We start from the raw sequence: 16,535 nt of genomic DNA, 5'->3' as shown, positions 1-16,535 counted from the left end.
ACGACGGGGGCGGCATGTGAAAGATTTCGCCGGCGCGCAGACCATTTCGTCTTTACAGGCGGGAGCAATGCGCCTATTTCGCGCTTCCCGGCGGAGGTGACGATGCCGGATTGGGTTAACTGCAAGCAGGGGGTCACGTGAGTTGTCACAGTACGATACGCCCCTGGACCTGGTCCGCTCTCGGCCTGTCGAAGGCCCGGTCGCCTGCGCGCGTCCGGACCGGCTGACAGCCGCAGCCTCCTGGTTCCAGACCAATTTTCCCGGCGAGGTTCTCTACGCCGTCAAAGCCAACCCGTCGCACTGGGTGATCGATGCCCTGTATGCGGCCGGCATTCGCTGGTTTGACGTCGCCTCCCTGCCGGAAGTCGAACTCGTTGCTTCGCGCTGCCCGGGCGCGACGATGGCCTTCATGCATCCGGTCAAGAGCCGCCATGCGATCCGCACGGCGTATTTCGACCATGGCGTGAAGATCTTCGTGCTCGATTGCGAGGCGGAGCTGGAAAAGATTCTGGCCGAGACCGGGCATGCGCCCGATCTCACCCTGGTGGTGCGCCTGGCCGTCTCCAATGACGGCGCGACCCTGCCGCTGGCGGGCAAGTTCGGCGCGGGCGAGGACGAGGCGCCGGACCTGATCCGCAAGACCCGCGCCCACGCCGCAGAGCTGGGCGTGAGCTTCCACGTGGGCAGCCAGTGCATGGCACCGAGCGCCTACCGCTCGGCCATGATGGAAGCCTCGCGCCTGATCGCCAAGGCGGGCGTGACGGTGGACATCGTGGATGTGGGCGGGGGCTTCCCGGCCATCTATCCCGGCATGATCCCGCCGCCCATGAGCGAATATGTGGCCGCCATCCGCAGCGCGTTCGAGGACATGATGGTCCTGTCCAACGCCGATCTGTGGTGCGAGCCGGGCCGGGCGCTGATCGCCGAGGCGGTCTCGGTCCTGACTCGCGTGGAGCTGGTCAAGGGCGATGCGGTGTACATGAATGACGGCTCCTACGGGTGCCTGTTCGATATCGTGCACGCCAAATGGCCGTTCCCGATGCGCGTGCACCGCCGTCATGGCGCGCCGTCCGAAGAAACCGCGCTGTACAAGCTGTACGGGCCGACCTGCGATTCCATTGATTCCATGCCGGGGCCCTATTCCCTGCCGTCGGACCTGATGGAAGGCGATGTGCTGGAGTTCGGCATGCTGGGCGCCTATGGTACGGCCATGGCCACCCGGTTTAACGGGTTCGGGGATGTGGAGACCGTCACGGTCGCCGATTTCCCCTGGGCCTCCATGTATGATCCCGCCGATGCGTCCGAGGCCGTTGCGGCCGGTGGCGAGGATGGCGGACGCGTGGTGCCCTTCGCGCGCGGCTTGCGCCGGCGCCGGCACCGTCTGATGAAAAATCGCATGATGAAGAGGCGTTGATGACCGAGACTTCCCAGCGTAAGGCCGAGCTCCTGTCGAGCCCGGTCGAGCATATCGATATCGCCTCATTCGATGGGCGCGTGATCATTGATGCGTGGGAGAAGATGAGCTTCTCCTCGCGCGATGCGGCGCGGGCGGCGCGCATCCTCCAGGCGGCTGTGGCCGACCAGGACTGCTCGGTGATCCTGACGCTCGCCGGATCGACCTCAGCGGGCGGGTGCATGCATGTGTGGCGCGACATGGTGCGCAACAACATGGTGGACGCCATCGTGGCCACCGGCGCCTCCATCGTGGACATGGATTTCTTCGAGGCCCTTGGCTTCAAGCACTATCAGGCCCGCGAGATCCCGGACGACCGCGTGCTGCGCGAGCTCTATATCGACCGCATTTACGACACCTATATCGACGAGGAAGAGCTGCAGACCACCGATCACACGATCGGCGACATCGCGGACAGCCTTGATCCCAAGCCGATTTCCTCTCGGGCCTTCATCAAGGCGATGGGCAAGTGGCTGGCGGACGGCAACGCCAAGAAGGAAGGCTCCCTCATCGAGGAATGCTACACCCACGGCGTGCCGATCTTCGTGCCGGCCTTCGCCGATTGCTCGGCGGGATTCGGCCTGGTGCGCCATCAGGTTGACCGGATGAAGGCGGGCAAGCCCTATCTGGCCATCGACGCGGTGGCCGATTTCCGCGAGCTGACCGACATCAAGATCAAGGCGGGCAAGACCGGCTTGTTCATGGTCGGCGGGGGCGTGCCGAAAAACTTCGCCCAGGACACAGTGGTGTGCGCCGAAATCCTCGGCCACGACGTGCCCATGCACGAATACGCCGTGCAGATCACGGTGGCCGATGTGCGCGACGGCGCTTGCTCGTCCTCGACGCTCAAGGAGGCCTGCTCCTGGGGCAAGGTGGACGTGACGCTTGAGCAGATGGTTTATGCCGAAGCCACCACCGTGGCGCCGGTCATCGTCTCGGACGTGTTCCACCGCGGCGCCTGGAAAACCCGGCCGCGGCGCCGCTTCGGTGACATGTTCCAGGACTAGGGGGTCGCGCTACGCGCCCTGACATTAAACCCCCCGCCCGGCGATCCGGGCGGGGGGTTTAATGTCTCAACGGCAAAGCTCCTTCAGTTCACCTGGGCGTTCTCGTCGATCTCTGCAGGCGCGCGCGGCGCGGCGGGCAGGGGCGGCAGATCGCCGTCCAGGGCCCGGATCAGCGCATTATCGCGCCGGTAGACATCATGGACATAGCGCACCTGGCCGAACCCGTCGGCCACGGCGGTGAAGTAGAGGATGTGCACCGGGATGCGGTGGGTCAGCCGCACCCGACGGGTCTGACGGGCGTCGAAGGCGGCGCGCACTTCGGCCGGGCTCCAGCCCTCGGCGGCCAGCACCCAGATGGCCAGCTCCACCGGCTCGCGCACCCGCACGCACCCGGCTGAATCATCGCGCTGGGTGTTCAGAAAGCGGCTCTGATGGGGCGTGTCGTGGATGTAGACATTATGGATGTTGGGAAACAGGAATTTGACCTGGCCCATGGCGTTGTTGGGACCGGGCTGCTGGATCACCCGGTAACGCCGGTTCGCCCAGTCGGCTGAATGGGCGTCCACGCGCTGGCCGGTATGGAGATCCACCAGGTGATAGCCATTGGCGTAGGCTGACGCCGGATTGGTGCGAAAACGCCGCAGCCAGGGCTCGCCCAGGCTCATGGGCGTGTACCACCAAGGATTAATCTCAACCAGGCGCATCTCTTCGGAGAACACCGGCGTGGAGGTCCAGCGCGCACCGATCTGGGCCTGGTGGACGCGCTCCGCACGCCCATTGGCCCATGCCTCCAGCCGGTAATCGGCGATATTCACGCGGATATGGCGCTCGCCCAGATCGGCAGGCAGCCAGCGCCAGCGCTCCAGATTGGCGCGCAGCTGATCCACCCGGCGGCCATTGCCGGCATTGAGCTCGGTGAGGGTGTCGTCGCCCAGAACGCCGTCGGCGGAGAGATTGTGGCGGGCCTGAAAGCGCATCAGCGCGGTTTCCAGCCGGGCGTCGAACGCCTCGCCGGGCGCGCCGGGCGTATCAATAAGGCCCAGCTGGTGCAGGCGCGCGCGCAGGGCGTCGACGCGCGGACCTTCCTCGCCCCGGCGCAGGCGGGCTCCGCGCGGCACGGTGACGGGCGCGGTGGGCGAAATGGTGCGCCGGATCAGTTCGCGGCGCAGGGCTTCATAATCGGGATGGGCCGGGGCCAGCGCCTCCAGGCTGGCGTAAATGCCTTTGCCTTCGCGCGCCTCGGCGTAATGGGTGAGAAGGTCGATCTCCCGGCGCGGGGCGGTCCAGTCGGCGTCCAGACGGCGCGGATCGACCTGTCCGAAGGCCAGATCAGAGGCCAGCGCAAACCAGGCCTCGCGCGCCATCCGGTCGCGTTCCGGTCCGCGCGGCAGGGCGGTGAGGGCGTCGGCGTCGGCATAGCGCGACGGGTCCAGCCCGTGGGTCCAGGCCTCCGACAAGGCGCCGGCGAGCTCTGCGATCTCGGCGTCCCGCCAGGGTTCGCCCCGGGTCTGGACATGCGCAGCGCCTGCCAGGATGGCGGCGCAGGCCAGCGCCGCCATAAAGGTGTTCACCGCCTTGGTCAGATGCATGCGACTCGTTCCCCCCGACGCCGTTGGGCATGTGTTAACAAACCCTGCGCCCGGGGGGTAGCTTAATCGGGTGGACGGGCCGGTGGCCTTCAGCGCTATTTCCTGTGGACGGGCTGTGGGAAAATGCCGCGGTGCGCACACAAGGGGTGGACGTTAAGCAGACCTTCACCACAATATATTGGTCTTGTGAGCGCGCCATCGTGCGCGACTCGCCAGCTGATGATGAAGGACGCCTGAGACGCCATGACCCTGCACACCGCCGCCAGCGACCGCCCGGGCCTGCTCACGCCGAGCCATTCCTACAAGCCCTTCCGCTATCCGTGGGCCTATGATTTCTGGAAGATCCAGCAGCAGGTCCACTGGCTGCCCGAGGAAGTGCCGCTGGGCGAGGACTGCAAGGATTGGGCGACGCGTCTTGATGATCGCGAGCGCAATCTGCTGACCCAGATTTTCCGCTTCTTCACCCAGTCGGATGTGGAGGTCGGCGCCAATTACATGGAAAACTACATGCCGCTCTTCAAGCCGGTTGAAGTGCGCATGATGCTGGCCTCCTTCTCCAATATGGAGACGGTCCATATCGCGGCCTATGCGCTGCTGCTTGAGACCATCGGCATGCCCGATTCCGAGTTCTCCGCCTTCATGGAGTACCAGGAGATGGCGGCCAAGCACGACTATCTGGGCAAGTTCGGAGTGGAGACCGACAAGGACATCCTCACCTCCATGGCGGTGTTCGGCGGCTTCACCGAAGGCCTGCAGCTGTTCGCCAGCTTCGCCATGCTGATGAACTTCCCGCGCTTCAACAAGATGAAGGGGATGGGCCAGATCGTGTCCTGGTCGGTGCGCGATGAATCGCTGCACTGCGAGGGCATGATGAAGCTGTTCCACACCTTCGCCGCCGAGACCGGCGCCCTCACCCAGTCGGTCAAGGACGATATCGCCGATTGCTGCAAGACGGTGGTGTCGCTGGAGGACAAGTTCATCGAGCTGGCCTTCGAGGCCGGCGAGGTGGAGGGCATGACGCCCGAGGACATCAAACAATACATCCGCTATATCGCCGACTGGCGCATGGGCCAGCTCAAGCTCAAGCCCATCTATGGCGTCAAGGAACACCCGATCCCGTGGCTGAGCGAGATCCTCAACGGGGTCGAGCACGCCAATTTCTTCGAGGCGCGCGCCACCGAATACTCCAAGGGCGCCACCAAGGGCGCCTGGCACGGCGAGGACGGGGTGTGGGGCCTGTTCGACAAGACCCTGAGCGAGCGTGGCGCGGCCAACGAACTGCCTGCGGAATAAGTTCAGGCAGCGCGTATCTCAGGACGCCTGCGCCGTAAGATCACGGCGCAGGCGTCTTGTCCTTGAAGCGGCACAGATCGGCGATGGCGCAGCGCCAGCATTCGGGTTTGCGCGCCTTGCACACATAGCGCCCGTGCAGGATCAGCCAGTGATGGGCGCCTTTCAGATAGGCGGGCGGCGTGATCGCTTCCAGGCGCGCTTCCACCTCGTCAGGCGTCTTGCCCGGTCCCAGCCCGGTACGGTTGGCGACGCGGAAGATATGGGTGTCCACCGCGATGGTGGGCTCGCCGAACGCCTCGTTCATGACCACATTGGCGGTCTTGCGCCCCACACCAGGAAGGCGCATCAGCGCTTCGCGGGTGCGCGGCACCTCGCCGCCAAATTCGTCAACGATCAGGCGTGACAGGGCGATCACGTTTTTGGCCTTGTTGCGGAACAGGCCGATGGTCTTGATGTGCTCGCGCACCGCATCCTCGCCCAGCGCCAGCATGGCCTCAGGGGTGTCGGCGGCGGCGAACAGGCGGCGCGTCGCCTTGTTCACCCCCACATCGGTGGCCTGGGCTGACAGCGCCACGGCGACCACCAGCGTATACGCATTGACGTATTCCAGCTCGGTGCGCGGCTCGGGCCGGATCTCGGCCAGGCGCGCATAGATTTCCTCGGCCTGCTCGCGATTGAGGCCGCGGGGCTTGCGCGGAGCGCGGGTCTTTTTCGCCGGCGTCCTCATCCGTCCAGCTTGGGGATGTTGATCAGGCGCGGATGGCCGGTCTTCTTGTCGCGCACGATGATCACCCTGGACAGATCAACGCCTTCGGTGACCTTGCCCATCTCGCGCAGGCGCGCGAACGCGCTCTCGCGCAGCCTGGCGTCGTCCGCATCGGGCGCCACCGGGATGGAGGCGCGGCGCTTGCCGCCTTCCTGCACCACCAGCTCCACGGTTTCGATGGCCGCGCTGATCATGCTGGCGTCGGCCTTGGGCCACTCAGCCTTGAACACGCTGGGCTCACCGCCGGCCTTCTCCCACAGCTCCTCGGCCATGAAGGGCGCGAACGGCGCCAGCACGCGGATCACGGTGCGCAGGGTCTCAAGCGTGACCGGCTCGCCTTCGGCGGCGTTGAGATATTTCATCAGCTCGGCGATGGCGGTGTTCAGGCGCAGATTCTCCAGATCCTCGCTGACCGCAATCACCAGCTTGGCCGCCGCCAGGGTCACGGCTTTGGGCTCTTCTGATGCGGGCGCGGCCAGCGCGCCGGTGACATGGCGCCACATGCGGCGCAGGAATTTCAGCGCGGCGGCCACGGCGTCCGTGTCCCACTGGCGCATGGCTTCCACGGGGCCCATGAACATCATGTGCACGCGGAAGGCGTCGGCGCCGAAGCGCTCCACCACATGGTCGGGCGTGACCACATTGCGCAGCGATTTCGACATCTTGGCGCCGACCCGCTCGACCTTGGCGCCGGTGGATATGTGGAGATAAGTCCCGTCCTCGCGGGCCTCCACCTCATCCACGGGCAGCACCACGCCGCGCGAATCCTTGAAGGCGTGGCTGGTCAGAAGGCCCTGATTGATCAGTTTCTGGAACGGCTCCTTGGTGGAGATCAGGCCCAGATCGAACAGCACCTTGTGCCAGAAGCGCGCATAGAGCAGGTGCAAGGTGGCGTGCTCGGCGCCGCCCACATACAGGTCCACCATGCCCCAGGCCCGCTCGATGTCGGGATCGGCGAGAGCCGCGTCATTCTTCGGGTCCTTGAAGCGCAGATAATACCAGCACGAGCCGGCCCATTGCGGCATGGTGGAGGTCTCGCGCCGGCCCTTGAGGCCGGTCTTGGGGTCGGTGACTTCCAGCCAGTCCCCGGCGCGCGCCAGCGGGCTCTCGGCCTGTCCTGTCGGCTTGTAGCTCTCGATATGAGGCAGGGTCAGCGGCAGCTCGCTGACATCCAGCGTGGTGCGCGTGCCGTCCTCCCAGTGGACGATGGGGATGGGCTCGCCCCAATAGCGCTGGCGGGCGAATGTCCAGTCGCGAAGGTTATAGGTGGTCACGCGCTGGCCCAGGCCGCGCCCTTCGAGCATGTCGGCGACCTGTTCGCGCGCCTCGCGCCAGCGCACCCCAGCCTGATAAAGCCCGCTATCATCGGGCGCGGCCAGCATCACCCCGTCCTCGGTCCAGCAGGCCTCGCCCGCCAGCACGTCCGCACGCGCAGGATGATCCGCACCCGGATCAATCACCGGCACGATGTCCAGGCCATAGGATTTCGCAAAGGCGAAGTCGCGCTCGTCATGGGCGGGCACGCCCATCACGGCGCCCGTGCCATAGTCGGGCAGCACATAATCGGCCACGAAGATGGGCACTTTGCGGCCCGTCACCGGATTGACCGCTTCGGCGCCAGTGAGCACGCCGGTCTTTTCCGCGTCTACGGTGCGGTCCAGATCGGATTTGCGCGCGGCGGCCTCCACATAGGAACTCACCGCAGCGCGCATGTCGGGCGTGGTGATCTCATCCACGAGAGGATGTTCGGGCGCCAGGGCCAGGAAGGTCACGCCGCCCAGCGTGTCCACGCGCGTGGTGAAGGTCTCGACCTGCTGGTCATGGCCCTCCACGGCGAAGCGCAGGGAGACGCCCTGGGATCGCCCGATCCAGTTGCGCTGGGAGTCCTTGATGCCCTCGGGCCAGTCCAGCCCGTCGAGATCGGCCAGCAGGCGCTCCGCATACGCCGTAATGCGCATTTTCACCTGACGCAGCGGGATGCGCACGACCTCATAGCCCTGCTCGGACTTGCCGTCGAACACCTCTTCATTGGCCAGGATCGTGCCCAGCTCCGGGCACCAGTTGACCGGCGCGGTGTCGAAATAGACCAGCCGGCGCGCGTCCTGATAGGCCTGCACCGCCAGCTTGCCTTCAGCGGTCACGTCTTCAGGAACGGGCAGCTCCTCGATGGGCCGGGCCCGGTCCGCAGCTTCGTCATACCAGGCGTTATAGAGCCGGGTGAAGATGTACTGGGTCCATTTGTAATAGCCGGGCTCAGACGTCGCGATCTCGCGGTCCCAGTCATAGCCCAGGCCCAGCAGCGCCATCTGGCGCTTGTAGTTGGCGATATTCTCCGCCGTGGACACGGCCGGGTGCACGCCGGTGCGCACCGCGTACTGCTCGGCGGGCAGACCAAAACTGTCCCAGCCCATGGGATGCAGCACGGTAAAGCCCTGCATCTTCTTGTAACGCGCCACGATATCTGTCGCGAGATAGCCTACCGGATGCCCCACATGCAGCCCGGCGCCGGACGGGTAGGGGAACATGTCCAGCACGTAGAAGGTCTTGTCGCCGGGCTTGGGATGCGGCGTGCGGTTGACGCCCAGCCGGTCCCAGGCCTCGCGCCACTTGGCTTCCAGGGCGGAAAAATCATAGACCGCTTCGCTCATCATCGTCCTCACGCGGCGCGCTTGCGCCGTCTTGTCTTTTCGGGTCAGGCGCTGTGGCCGTCCGTCTTGCGCACCGACAGGCGCACCTGTCCGCCGTATACGTCCTGTTCGCTGATATGACCGCCTTCCGCGCTGAGCGAGAGGCTCAGGGCGAGGGTTTCAGCCTGGATGAATTCACCATGGGCGGCGATGGCTTCGGCCACGTCCGGCCCGCCCGACACGCCCAGATGGATGCGGTCGGAGACCTCCAGCCCGGCGTCCTTGCGGGCGGCCTGCACCGCGCGCACCAGATCACGCGCCAGGCCCTCGCGCTCCTGGTCGGCGTCCACGGAGATGTCCAGGATCACCGCGCCGGTGCCCGCGAAGGGCTCGGCGGCGCTGCCCTCGGCGGCGATCATGCGCAAGGTGAATTCGTCGGCAGAGAGGGTTTCGCCCGCGACCTCAGCCGTGCCGTCGGGATGCAGCGTGAAGGCGCCTGTGCGCGCGGCTCCCATCACCTCTTTCATCTTCGCGCCCAGACGTTTGCCGATCTGCGGATTGATCTTCAGCTCCACCGAGCCGTAGGCGTCCAGATCGGTGGACAGGGCCACCTGGCGCACATTGAGCTCCTCGGCGATGAGCCCGGTATAGGGCGCCATGGCCTCGGCGTCGGCATGGACCAGGGTCAGTACTTTCAGCGGCAGGCGCACGCGCAGGCGATGGCGCTCGCGCACCGACAGCGCTGCTGAGCACGCCTCGCGCACCAGGTCCATCGCCCGGGCGAGATCATGGTCGTGAGCAAACTCGTCCGCTGACGGCCACAGCGTGAGATGCACCGAGCGCCCGCCCGTGAGCGATTTCCAGATCTTCTCCGTCACGATGGGAAGGAGCGGCGCCAGGATGCGGCAGACCTGGGTCAGCACGGTATAGAGCGTATCGAAGGCGGCATGGCGCGAGGCCTCGTCCGCCGAGCCCCAGAAGCGTGCGCGCGAGCGGCGGATATACCAGTTGGTCAGCGCATCGAAATACGCCGTCGCCGCCTTGCAGGCGCGCGGAATGTCGAAGGCGTCGAGCGCGCTCTGAACCCCTGCGGCCAGCTCGCCGGTCTTGGTCAGGATATAGCGGTCCAGCGGATCAGACGCCTCGCGGATGATCTGCGGCGCGCGCGTCTCCAGATTGGCGTAGAGCGAGAAGAAGGCGTAGGCGTTCATCAGCGGCGCGATGGCCTCGCGTTGCACCGCGGCGATGTCGCGCGCTTCCTTGGGCACCAGCAGATCGCCGCCACCCAGCACGGGCGAGGAGATCAGGAACCAGCGCATCACGTCCGAACCGGCCTTGTCGAAGAATTCCAGCGGATCGGGATAATTGCGCAGACGCTTGGACAGCTTCTGGCGGTTCTCGTCCAGCACCACACCGTGGCAGATGGCGTTGCGGAAGGGCGGCTGGTCGAACAGCATCGTGCCCAGCACCATCAGCGTGTAGAACCAGCCGCGCGTCTGGGCGACGTATTCCACGATGAAATCGGCCGGGAAATTGGCCTCGAACCAGTCCTTGTTCTCAAACGGGTAGTGCACGCTGGCGAACGGCATGGAGCCGGAATCAAACCAGACATCGAACACATCCTCCACCCGGACCATTTTCGATTTACCCGTGGGATCGTCCGGGTTGGGCCGGGTAAGGGCGTCGATATAGGGGCGGTGCAGATCGGTGACCTTGACGCCGAAAGCGGCCTCCAGCTCGGCGATGGAGCCGTAGACTTCCGTGCGCGGATAATTCGGATCATCGCTGACCCAGACCGGGATCGGCGTGCCCCAGAAGCGCGAGCGCGAGATGTTCCAGTCCTGGGCGCCGGCCAGCCAGTTGCCGAAAATTCCGTCCTTCACGTGGGCGGGCGTCCAGTTGATCTGCTTGTTGAGCTCCACCATGCGCTCGCGGAAGTCCGACACGCGCAGATACCAGCTGTCCACCGCCTTGTAGATCAGCGGTTCGTCCGTGCGCCAGCAATGAGGATAATTATGGTCGTATGTGTCGTGGCGGAAGAGTTTGCCCTCTTCCTTGAGGCGCTGGATGATGGGCTTGTTGGCGTCGAACACCAGCATGCCCTCGTAATCGCTCACCTCGCGGGTATAGCGCCCGGCCTGGTCCACCGGCACCACAACGGCGATGCCGGCGCGGCGGCAGGCATTGAGGTCGTCCTCGCCAAAGCCCGGCGCCATATGCACCACACCTGTGCCGTCCTCGTCAGTGACGAACTCCTCGATCAGTACACGGAAGGCGTTCTCGTGGCCTTCGAAATAATTGAACGGGGGATGATAGGTCAGCCCGGCCAGCTCCGCGCCCTTCACGGTCGCGGTCTGCACGGCGCCTTCAAGTTGTTTCTTGTATTTTTCCAGCGCGTTGGCCGAGAGGATATAGCGCTCGCCCTCCTTCTCCATCACCGCATAGCTGATGTCCGCGCCCGCCGCGGCGGCCAGGTTGGACGGCAGGGTCCAGGGCGTGGTGGTCCAGATCAGCAGCTGGGCGCCGGACAGCGCGCCCTGGCTCTCACGGATGCGCAAGCCCACGGTGACGGCCGGGTCGGTCCGGTTGCGGTATGCATTGTCCAGCCGCGTCTCGAAATTTGACAGCGGGCTTTCCACCGCCCAGGAATAGGGCACGACCCGGTAGTCGCGATAGACCAGACCCTTGTCCCAGAGCTGTTTGAACGCCCACAGGCAGCTTTCCATGAAGCCGGTGTCGAGCGTCTTGTAATCGTTCTCGAAATCGACCCAGCGCGCCTGGCGGGTGACGTATTCCTCCCACTCGCCGGCGTATTTCATCACTTCCGAGCGCGCCGCGTCGTTGAACTTGTCGATGCCCATGTCGAGCACCGCCTTGCGCCCGGAAATGCCCAGCGCCTTCTCGGCGGCGAGTTCGGCGGGCAGGCCATGGGTGTCCCAGCCGAAACGGCGCTCCACCCGGCGGCCCTTCATGGTCTGGTAGCGCGGGATCACGTCCTTGGCGAAGCCGGTCAGCAAATGTCCGTAATGAGGCAGGCCGTTGGCGAAGGGCGGGCCGTCAAAGAAGACGAACTGATTGTCTTCCGGGCGCTCGTCAATCGAGGCCTGGAACGTGGCGTCGGCCTTCCAGAACGCCAGAATCTCCCGGTCCACCGCCGGCAGGCCAGCCGGGCTGGCGGCTTCGGGAAACCGGCGGTCCGCCGGCTTGGGGCTGGTCTCGGCCATGGTCGTCCTCGTTCGGGCGTGTCCTCGCGCCGGACGCGGCTAAGCGGCAGGGCGAAGAGAGGGGACGCGCGCATGTGCGCGCGCAACATGCGGCGGTAGCGCCCCGGCGCCATCCGGTCAAGGCGTGTGCAGGCATTGGCCGCGCGAGGGCTGGCCGATTTGTCCGGACAGGCTATCTTGAGTCCTGCTCATCGCATGCAAGGAGGCGATCATGACCGGACTGACGCGCCGCGCTCTGGCCGCTGGCGCCGCTGCTTTGGCGGCGGGCGCGGTTTCCGCCCCTGCCTTGTCACGTCAGGGCGCACGCAAGGATTTCTGCCTGGTGCATGGCACCTGGCATGGCGGCTGGTGCTGGGCGCATGTGGCCTCGCGCTTGCGCGCGGCGGGCCACCGGGTAATCACGCCCACCCTGACCGGGTGCGGCGAGCGCGCTCATCTCATCAGCCCCGAGACCGGCCTCGACACCCATATCACCGACATCGTCAGCGCCATCGAGGCCGAAGAGCTTCAGGACGTGATCCTGATCGGCCATTCCTTTACCGGCATCGCCATCACCGGCGCCGCGGACCGCTTGCCCGGGCGCATCGCCCATATCGCTTTCTTCGACGCCCTGATCCCCACCGAAACGCGCCGCGCCGGGGTGATGCGCGACCCTGAAACGGGCGAGTATCCGGACTGGTGGCTGGCGCGCACGGCGGACTTCCGCGACGGCTACAAGATGGTGTTCTGGGATCATTACCCAGCCAAAATGCTGGTGCCGGAAGACGATGCGGCCAATATCGCCTGGCTGGAGCGCCGCCTGACATGGCATCCCATGAAAACCTGGCTTGATGAGCTGACGCTGGACAATGGCGGCTGGCAGCCGTTGGCGCGCACCTGCATTCATGCGGCAGGGCAGGTCTATGCGCCCAGCTCCGAGGCCATGATCGGGCCTGGCCGGGGGCCAGGCTGGAATTTCATCGCGCTCGACGTGGCGCGCAACGGCTTCATGACGGATCCCGATACGGTTGCGGCCTGTTTCGAATCCCTGACCTGATCGCGTCCCATGGATACGATCTTCGCCCAGGTGCTGCTGCCGCTGGCGCTGGCCTTCATCATGCTCGCCCTCGGCGTTGGTCTGACGCCGCAGGATTTCCGGCGCATTTTCAGCCAGCCCAAGGCTTTCCTTACGGGCGCGGCGTTGCAATTCATCTCCCTGCCGCTGCTGGCCATCGCCATTGTGGCGCTGATCCCGGCGCCGCCGGTTCTGAAGGTGGGGATCGTGCTGCTGGCCGCCTGTCCGGGCGGGACCACCTCTAACCTGCTCACTCACATGGCGCGCGGAGATGTGGCGTTGTCCATCTCGCTGACGGCGCTGACCAGCCTGCTCTCGGTGATCACCGTGCCGCTGGTGCTGATCATTGCGCTGGCCCTGTTCATGGGGCCGGATGCGCCGGATGTGGGCCTTGTGACCACCGGCCTGACCATTTTCGCCCTGACCGTGATCCCGGTGGCCATCGGCATGGGACTGCGGCGCATCGCACCGGGCGTGGCGGCCCTGATCGAGCGGCGCTCGCGCCTGATGTCGGGACTGGTGTTCGTGGCGGTGGTGGCCGCTACGGTGCTGTCGGAGGGGATTGCGGTTACAATCCAGCGCTTCGCCGAAGCCGGGCTGGTGGCGCTGGCGCTCAATCTGGCGGCCATGACAATTGCGTTTGCGGTGTCCAGCCTGATGGCCCTGCGCATGCGCCAGCGCATCGCCCTGACGCTGGAATGCGGGCTGCAGAACGCGACCCTGGCCATCGTGGTGTCGGTCGCGCTCCTGGGCGATCTCGCTTACGCGGTTCCGGCGGCGGTCTATGGACTGTTGATGTTCGCCACGGCGGGCGGCTTCATCGTCTGGGCCCGGCGCTGGTCACAGGCCGCCCGCCGCGCCCGGCGGATAGCAGGCTAGCCCGCCGCGATCGCCCTCGCCATCTCGCCATGGCCGCGCAGCACCCGGTCCTGCTCGGCCGGATCAATCTCCAGCGACCAGTCCCCGCGCCCGTGCGAGCCGCCCAGCACCAACGCCCCGCGGCGCGGGAACATGTAGAGCGAGGCGCCTTCAAACCGTGTGGTGTAGGCGTAATCGATCTCCGGCTGGGGCAGGAGCAGGGTCAGCTGGCCCCGGTTGGGCTCCAGCTGCTCATCGCCGAACAGGGCGCGCGCGCCCATCCCTGTGCAGTTGACGATCACCCGCTCGCGCAGGCGCGAGACATCGCGCGCATCCTCGAACCGGGCGGCGGCAAAGCGCCCGCCCGCATTTTCCACATCGGCCATCAGGGCGCGCAGATAGATGTCGGGATCGATCATCAGCTGGTGAAAGCTGTCCACCGCCGAGTGCCCCCAATAGGCGTCCGGCCCCAGGGCGCGCGAAAAGCCGGGAAAGAGCTCGGGCATGTCCGGACGTGAGGCGGGATTGGCGGGCAGGCGGTCATAGAGATCAAACGCGCGCACCCAGTAGACCCCATAGCGCGGATCACCGGCCAGATGCTGGAAAGCGCGGTGGGCGTAGCGCGCCGCCGCACGCATGCGCGCCATGAAGTCCGGGCTCGCCGCATCGCGCCGGTAGAGGCTGGCGATGCCCCAATAGGCGCCAGCGATATTGGATGTGGTGTGCGGGGGCAGGGCGTCAGCGTAGAGCGTCACCTGATGGCCGCGCCGCAAGAGCATGAGCGCGGTGGTCAGCCCGATCACCCCGGACCCGATCACGGCGCAGCTGCGTTCGGACGTGGCCGATTCCAGCACCCGCACGGTTTCGGCCGCCGTGCCCCAGCTCATGGTCACACCGGCGCCGCCATGGCCGTAATGATGGACCAGGGTCTGGCGCCGGCTGAAGCGCTCAGCACGCACCACATAGCCCTCGGCCCGGAACGGGCGCAGACCCGCCACCGTGCGGATGATCCGTCCGGGATGCACGTCCAGCGCGGGCAGGGAGGGCGCCGGGCCTGAGGCGCGCGCGCTGAAGGGCAGGACAGCGCCCGCCGCCGCGCCGGCGGCCAGGGTCAGGAAGGCGCGCCGCTGCATCATGGAACCGCTCCGCTGATTGAAAGCCATGGCGTCTTATCGCGCGCCTATCGCGCCGGGTCGAGAGCGCCGCCGACCGAGGCGTTGACCCGGAACCAGCCCGCAATGGCGATGCGCGGCGCAAACGCCGGGCGCACTTCATGGGGGATGGATTCTGACAGCATCAGCACCAGCCCGCCCGGCGCCGGGGCGATCTCGGCGGCGGGTGTGACATCGTCCAGCGCCGCCATGTCCGGGCGCGCGTCCGCGCCCATGGGCGCACGCTCCCACAGGGCCAGGCGCCCGCCATGGCCTTCTTCCCAGTGGTCATTGAGGTAGGCCACCAGAGACACTACCCGCGAGCGCTCGGCGCGCCGGCCCAGGCCTGCGCCTGCGCCCGCCCCGGCGGCGGGCAGGGTGAAGGCGTCGAGATGGCGCGCATAGAAGCCGCCGGGCGGATAGACGGCGTAATGGGCCTCGAACTCGAACAGACCCAGATAGAGCGCCCGGTTGAGGCTGCGGCGCAGGGCTTCGGCGCCTTCCAGGAAGCGGGTCTGGGCGGGGCTGGCGCCATCCAGCCAGGCGATGCGGGTGCGCCTTATGGAGCGGTCATGCTGCTCGTGGCGCCCGCGCCCCACCGCCCCGGCATGGGTCTCGCCCGTCTCATCTAGGACCAGCGCCTCGGCGCGCAGCGCGGCTGTCAGTTCATCATCCAGCGCACCGGGCGCATGGGCCCAGCCGTGCGCCTCCAGCCCCGCGATCAGGCTGGCGGTCAGATTGTCTCCGAACAGGGGCCGGGGTGTGGCGAGGCTCTGGTGCATGATCGCGCCATTGCGCCCATTAGCAGGCCTTGCGCAAGAGAGATTTGTCAGGGCTCAGGCGCCCAGAAGTTTGGCCAGCGCATCCACATCGCCCGCCCAGGCCGGGGCTCTGGCGCGCACCGGCTCGCGCGCCACCACGCCGCCAAAGCCGATAAAGGCGTCCGCTGCACCATCTGCGAAGGCCTCGTAATCGGTCATGCCGTCCCCGACCATCACCGCTGATCCCGCCCCGGTCCGGGATTTCAGCGCCCGCACCACCTCCGCCTTGCCCCCCGAGCGCGAGAGCGGATTGTCCCGGTCGAACCCGGTGACCGCGCCCGTATCGTCAAACGTGAAGCGATTGGCGCGCACATCGTCCGGCATGAAGCCGAGCGTGGCGAGCGCCGGGCCTAGAAGCTCCAGAAATCCGCCCGACACCGCGAACACGCCATGCCCTTTCGCGCGCAAGGCTTCGGTCAGCGCGTCCATGCCCGGCGTGATCAGGTCTGCGAGCGCCACGGAGGCCGGCATGATGTCATGGCGTGTCAGCCCCGCGATCGCGATGCGCTGTTCCAGCGAAGCGCGGAAATCGAGCGCCCCGGCCATGCCCTTGTCAGTGATGGCCGACAGGCGCTGCGCGCGCTGCGACCCGTCCGGCGCTGCCTTGAGGGCGCGCGCGACGGCGAAGTCCAGGCTCTCCACCTGCAACAGGGTGGAATCCACGTCAAAGACGATCAGGCGGCTCATCGGGC

Annotated in this window: 12 protein-coding genes; 5 read left to right on the top strand and 7 right to left on the bottom strand. The window is 66.4% G+C overall.

Annotated features, from left to right (window positions below; all coding sequences use genetic code 11):
• Positions 1-142 precede the first annotated feature (142 nt).
• Positions 143-1,414: a type III PLP-dependent enzyme gene (locus F1654_RS05555; protein ID WP_150022474.1), complete on the top strand. Its 1,272-nt coding sequence runs from the start codon at positions 143-145 to the stop codon at positions 1,412-1,414.
• Positions 1,414-2,460 (top strand): 1,9-bis(guanidino)-5-aza-nonane synthase, encoded by a 1,047-nt coding sequence (locus F1654_RS05550; protein WP_150022473.1) that lies wholly within the window; start codon positions 1,414-1,416, stop codon positions 2,458-2,460. Before F1654_RS05555 ends, F1654_RS05550 begins: the two co-directional genes overlap by 1 nt.
• Positions 2,461-2,543: 83 nt before the next feature.
• Here F1654_RS05550 and F1654_RS05545 read toward each other — a convergent pair whose 3' ends face one another.
• Complete coding sequence (locus tag F1654_RS05545; RefSeq protein WP_233205138.1) at positions 2,544-4,049, bottom strand: L,D-transpeptidase family protein; 1,506 nt, start codon at positions 4,047-4,049, stop codon at positions 2,544-2,546.
• A gap of 243 nt (positions 4,050-4,292) precedes the next feature.
• On the opposite strand from F1654_RS05545, the gene F1654_RS05540 reads away from it, so the two are divergent.
• Complete coding sequence (locus F1654_RS05540) at positions 4,293-5,342, top strand: ribonucleotide-diphosphate reductase subunit beta (RefSeq protein WP_150022472.1); 1,050 nt, start codon at positions 4,293-4,295, stop codon at positions 5,340-5,342.
• Positions 5,343-5,382: 40 nt separating this feature from the next.
• On the opposite strand, the gene nth is transcribed toward F1654_RS05540, so the two are convergent.
• From nth to ileS, 3 genes are read right to left on the bottom strand one after another with little or no spacing between them, the layout of a single operon-like run.
• Entirely contained in the window at positions 5,383-6,069 is a 687-nt protein-coding gene (gene nth, locus F1654_RS05535; RefSeq protein ID WP_150022471.1) for an endonuclease III, read from the bottom strand.
• Positions 6,066-8,756: a leucine--tRNA ligase gene (gene leuS / locus F1654_RS05530; protein ID WP_150022470.1), complete on the bottom strand. Its 2,691-nt coding sequence runs from the start codon at positions 8,754-8,756 to the stop codon at positions 6,066-6,068. Before leuS ends, nth begins: the two co-directional genes overlap by 4 nt.
• A gap of 44 nt (positions 8,757-8,800) precedes the next feature.
• A complete protein-coding gene (ileS, locus tag F1654_RS05525) occupies positions 8,801-11,959 on the bottom strand; it encodes an isoleucine--tRNA ligase (RefSeq protein WP_150022469.1) in 3,159 nt (1,052 codons plus the stop codon).
• A gap of 211 nt (positions 11,960-12,170) precedes the next feature.
• Between ileS and F1654_RS05520 the strand changes: the two genes are divergently transcribed.
• Positions 12,171-12,995 (top strand): alpha/beta fold hydrolase, encoded by an 825-nt coding sequence (locus F1654_RS05520; RefSeq protein WP_150022468.1) that lies wholly within the window; start codon positions 12,171-12,173, stop codon positions 12,993-12,995.
• A 9-nt stretch (positions 12,996-13,004) separates the two neighbouring features.
• Positions 13,005-13,892: a bile acid:sodium symporter family protein gene (locus F1654_RS05515; protein ID WP_150022467.1), complete on the top strand. Its 888-nt coding sequence runs from the start codon at positions 13,005-13,007 to the stop codon at positions 13,890-13,892.
• Here F1654_RS05515 and F1654_RS05510 read toward each other — a convergent pair.
• The 3 genes from F1654_RS05510 to F1654_RS05500 are packed head-to-tail and all read right to left on the bottom strand — an operon-like array spanning position 13,889 to position 16,530.
• On the bottom strand, positions 13,889-15,007 hold the full coding sequence (locus F1654_RS05510; protein ID WP_199200463.1) for an FAD-dependent oxidoreductase: 1,119 nt from the start codon (positions 15,005-15,007) through the stop codon (positions 13,889-13,891). The genes F1654_RS05515 and F1654_RS05510 overlap by 4 nt on opposite strands.
• Positions 15,008-15,051: 44 nt before the next feature.
• The gene (locus F1654_RS05505) at positions 15,052-15,804 is read right to left on the bottom strand and encodes a 2OG-Fe(II) oxygenase (RefSeq protein WP_150022465.1); all 753 of its coding nucleotides are present in this window, start codon (positions 15,802-15,804) and stop codon (positions 15,052-15,054) included.
• 54 nt (positions 15,805-15,858) lie between these two features.
• Complete coding sequence (locus tag F1654_RS05500) at positions 15,859-16,530, bottom strand: HAD-IB family phosphatase (protein WP_150022464.1); 672 nt, start codon at positions 16,528-16,530, stop codon at positions 15,859-15,861.
• Between the last annotated feature and the right edge of the window lie 5 nt (positions 16,531-16,535).

This window comes from Alkalicaulis satelles (assembly GCF_008630495.1).
In the GTDB taxonomy this organism is placed as follows: domain Bacteria; phylum Pseudomonadota; class Alphaproteobacteria; order Caulobacterales; family Maricaulaceae; genus Oceanicaulis; species Oceanicaulis satelles.
This window is presented reverse-complemented; position numbering and strand designations above follow the sequence as displayed.

Excerpts from the sequence above, each read along its gene's own strand:
- nth (WP_150022471.1), bottom strand. The coding sequence starts at position 6,069 with ATGAGGACGCCGGCGAAAAAGACCCGCGCTCCGCGCAAGCCCCGCGGC.
- ileS (WP_150022469.1), bottom strand. The coding sequence starts at position 11,959 with ATGGCCGAGACCAGCCCCAAGCCGGCGGACCGCCGGTTTCCCGAAGCC.
- F1654_RS05540 (WP_150022472.1), top strand. The coding sequence starts at position 4,293 with ATGACCCTGCACACCGCCGCCAGCGACCGCCCGGGCCTGCTCACGCCG.
- F1654_RS05515 (WP_150022467.1), top strand. The coding sequence starts at position 13,005 with ATGGATACGATCTTCGCCCAGGTGCTGCTGCCGCTGGCGCTGGCCTTC.
- F1654_RS05500 (WP_150022464.1), bottom strand. The coding sequence starts at position 16,530 with ATGAGCCGCCTGATCGTCTTTGACGTGGATTCCACCCTGTTGCAGGTG.
- F1654_RS05520 (WP_150022468.1), top strand. The coding sequence starts at position 12,171 with ATGACCGGACTGACGCGCCGCGCTCTGGCCGCTGGCGCCGCTGCTTTG.
- leuS (WP_150022470.1), bottom strand. The coding sequence starts at position 8,756 with ATGAGCGAAGCGGTCTATGATTTTTCCGCCCTGGAAGCCAAGTGGCGC.
- F1654_RS05550 (WP_150022473.1), top strand. The coding sequence starts at position 1,414 with ATGACCGAGACTTCCCAGCGTAAGGCCGAGCTCCTGTCGAGCCCGGTC.
- F1654_RS05545 (WP_233205138.1), bottom strand. The coding sequence starts at position 4,049 with ATGCATCTGACCAAGGCGGTGAACACCTTTATGGCGGCGCTGGCCTGC.
- F1654_RS05505 (WP_150022465.1), bottom strand. The coding sequence starts at position 15,804 with ATGCACCAGAGCCTCGCCACACCCCGGCCCCTGTTCGGAGACAATCTG.
- F1654_RS05510 (WP_199200463.1), bottom strand. The coding sequence starts at position 15,007 with ATGATGCAGCGGCGCGCCTTCCTGACCCTGGCCGCCGGCGCGGCGGCG.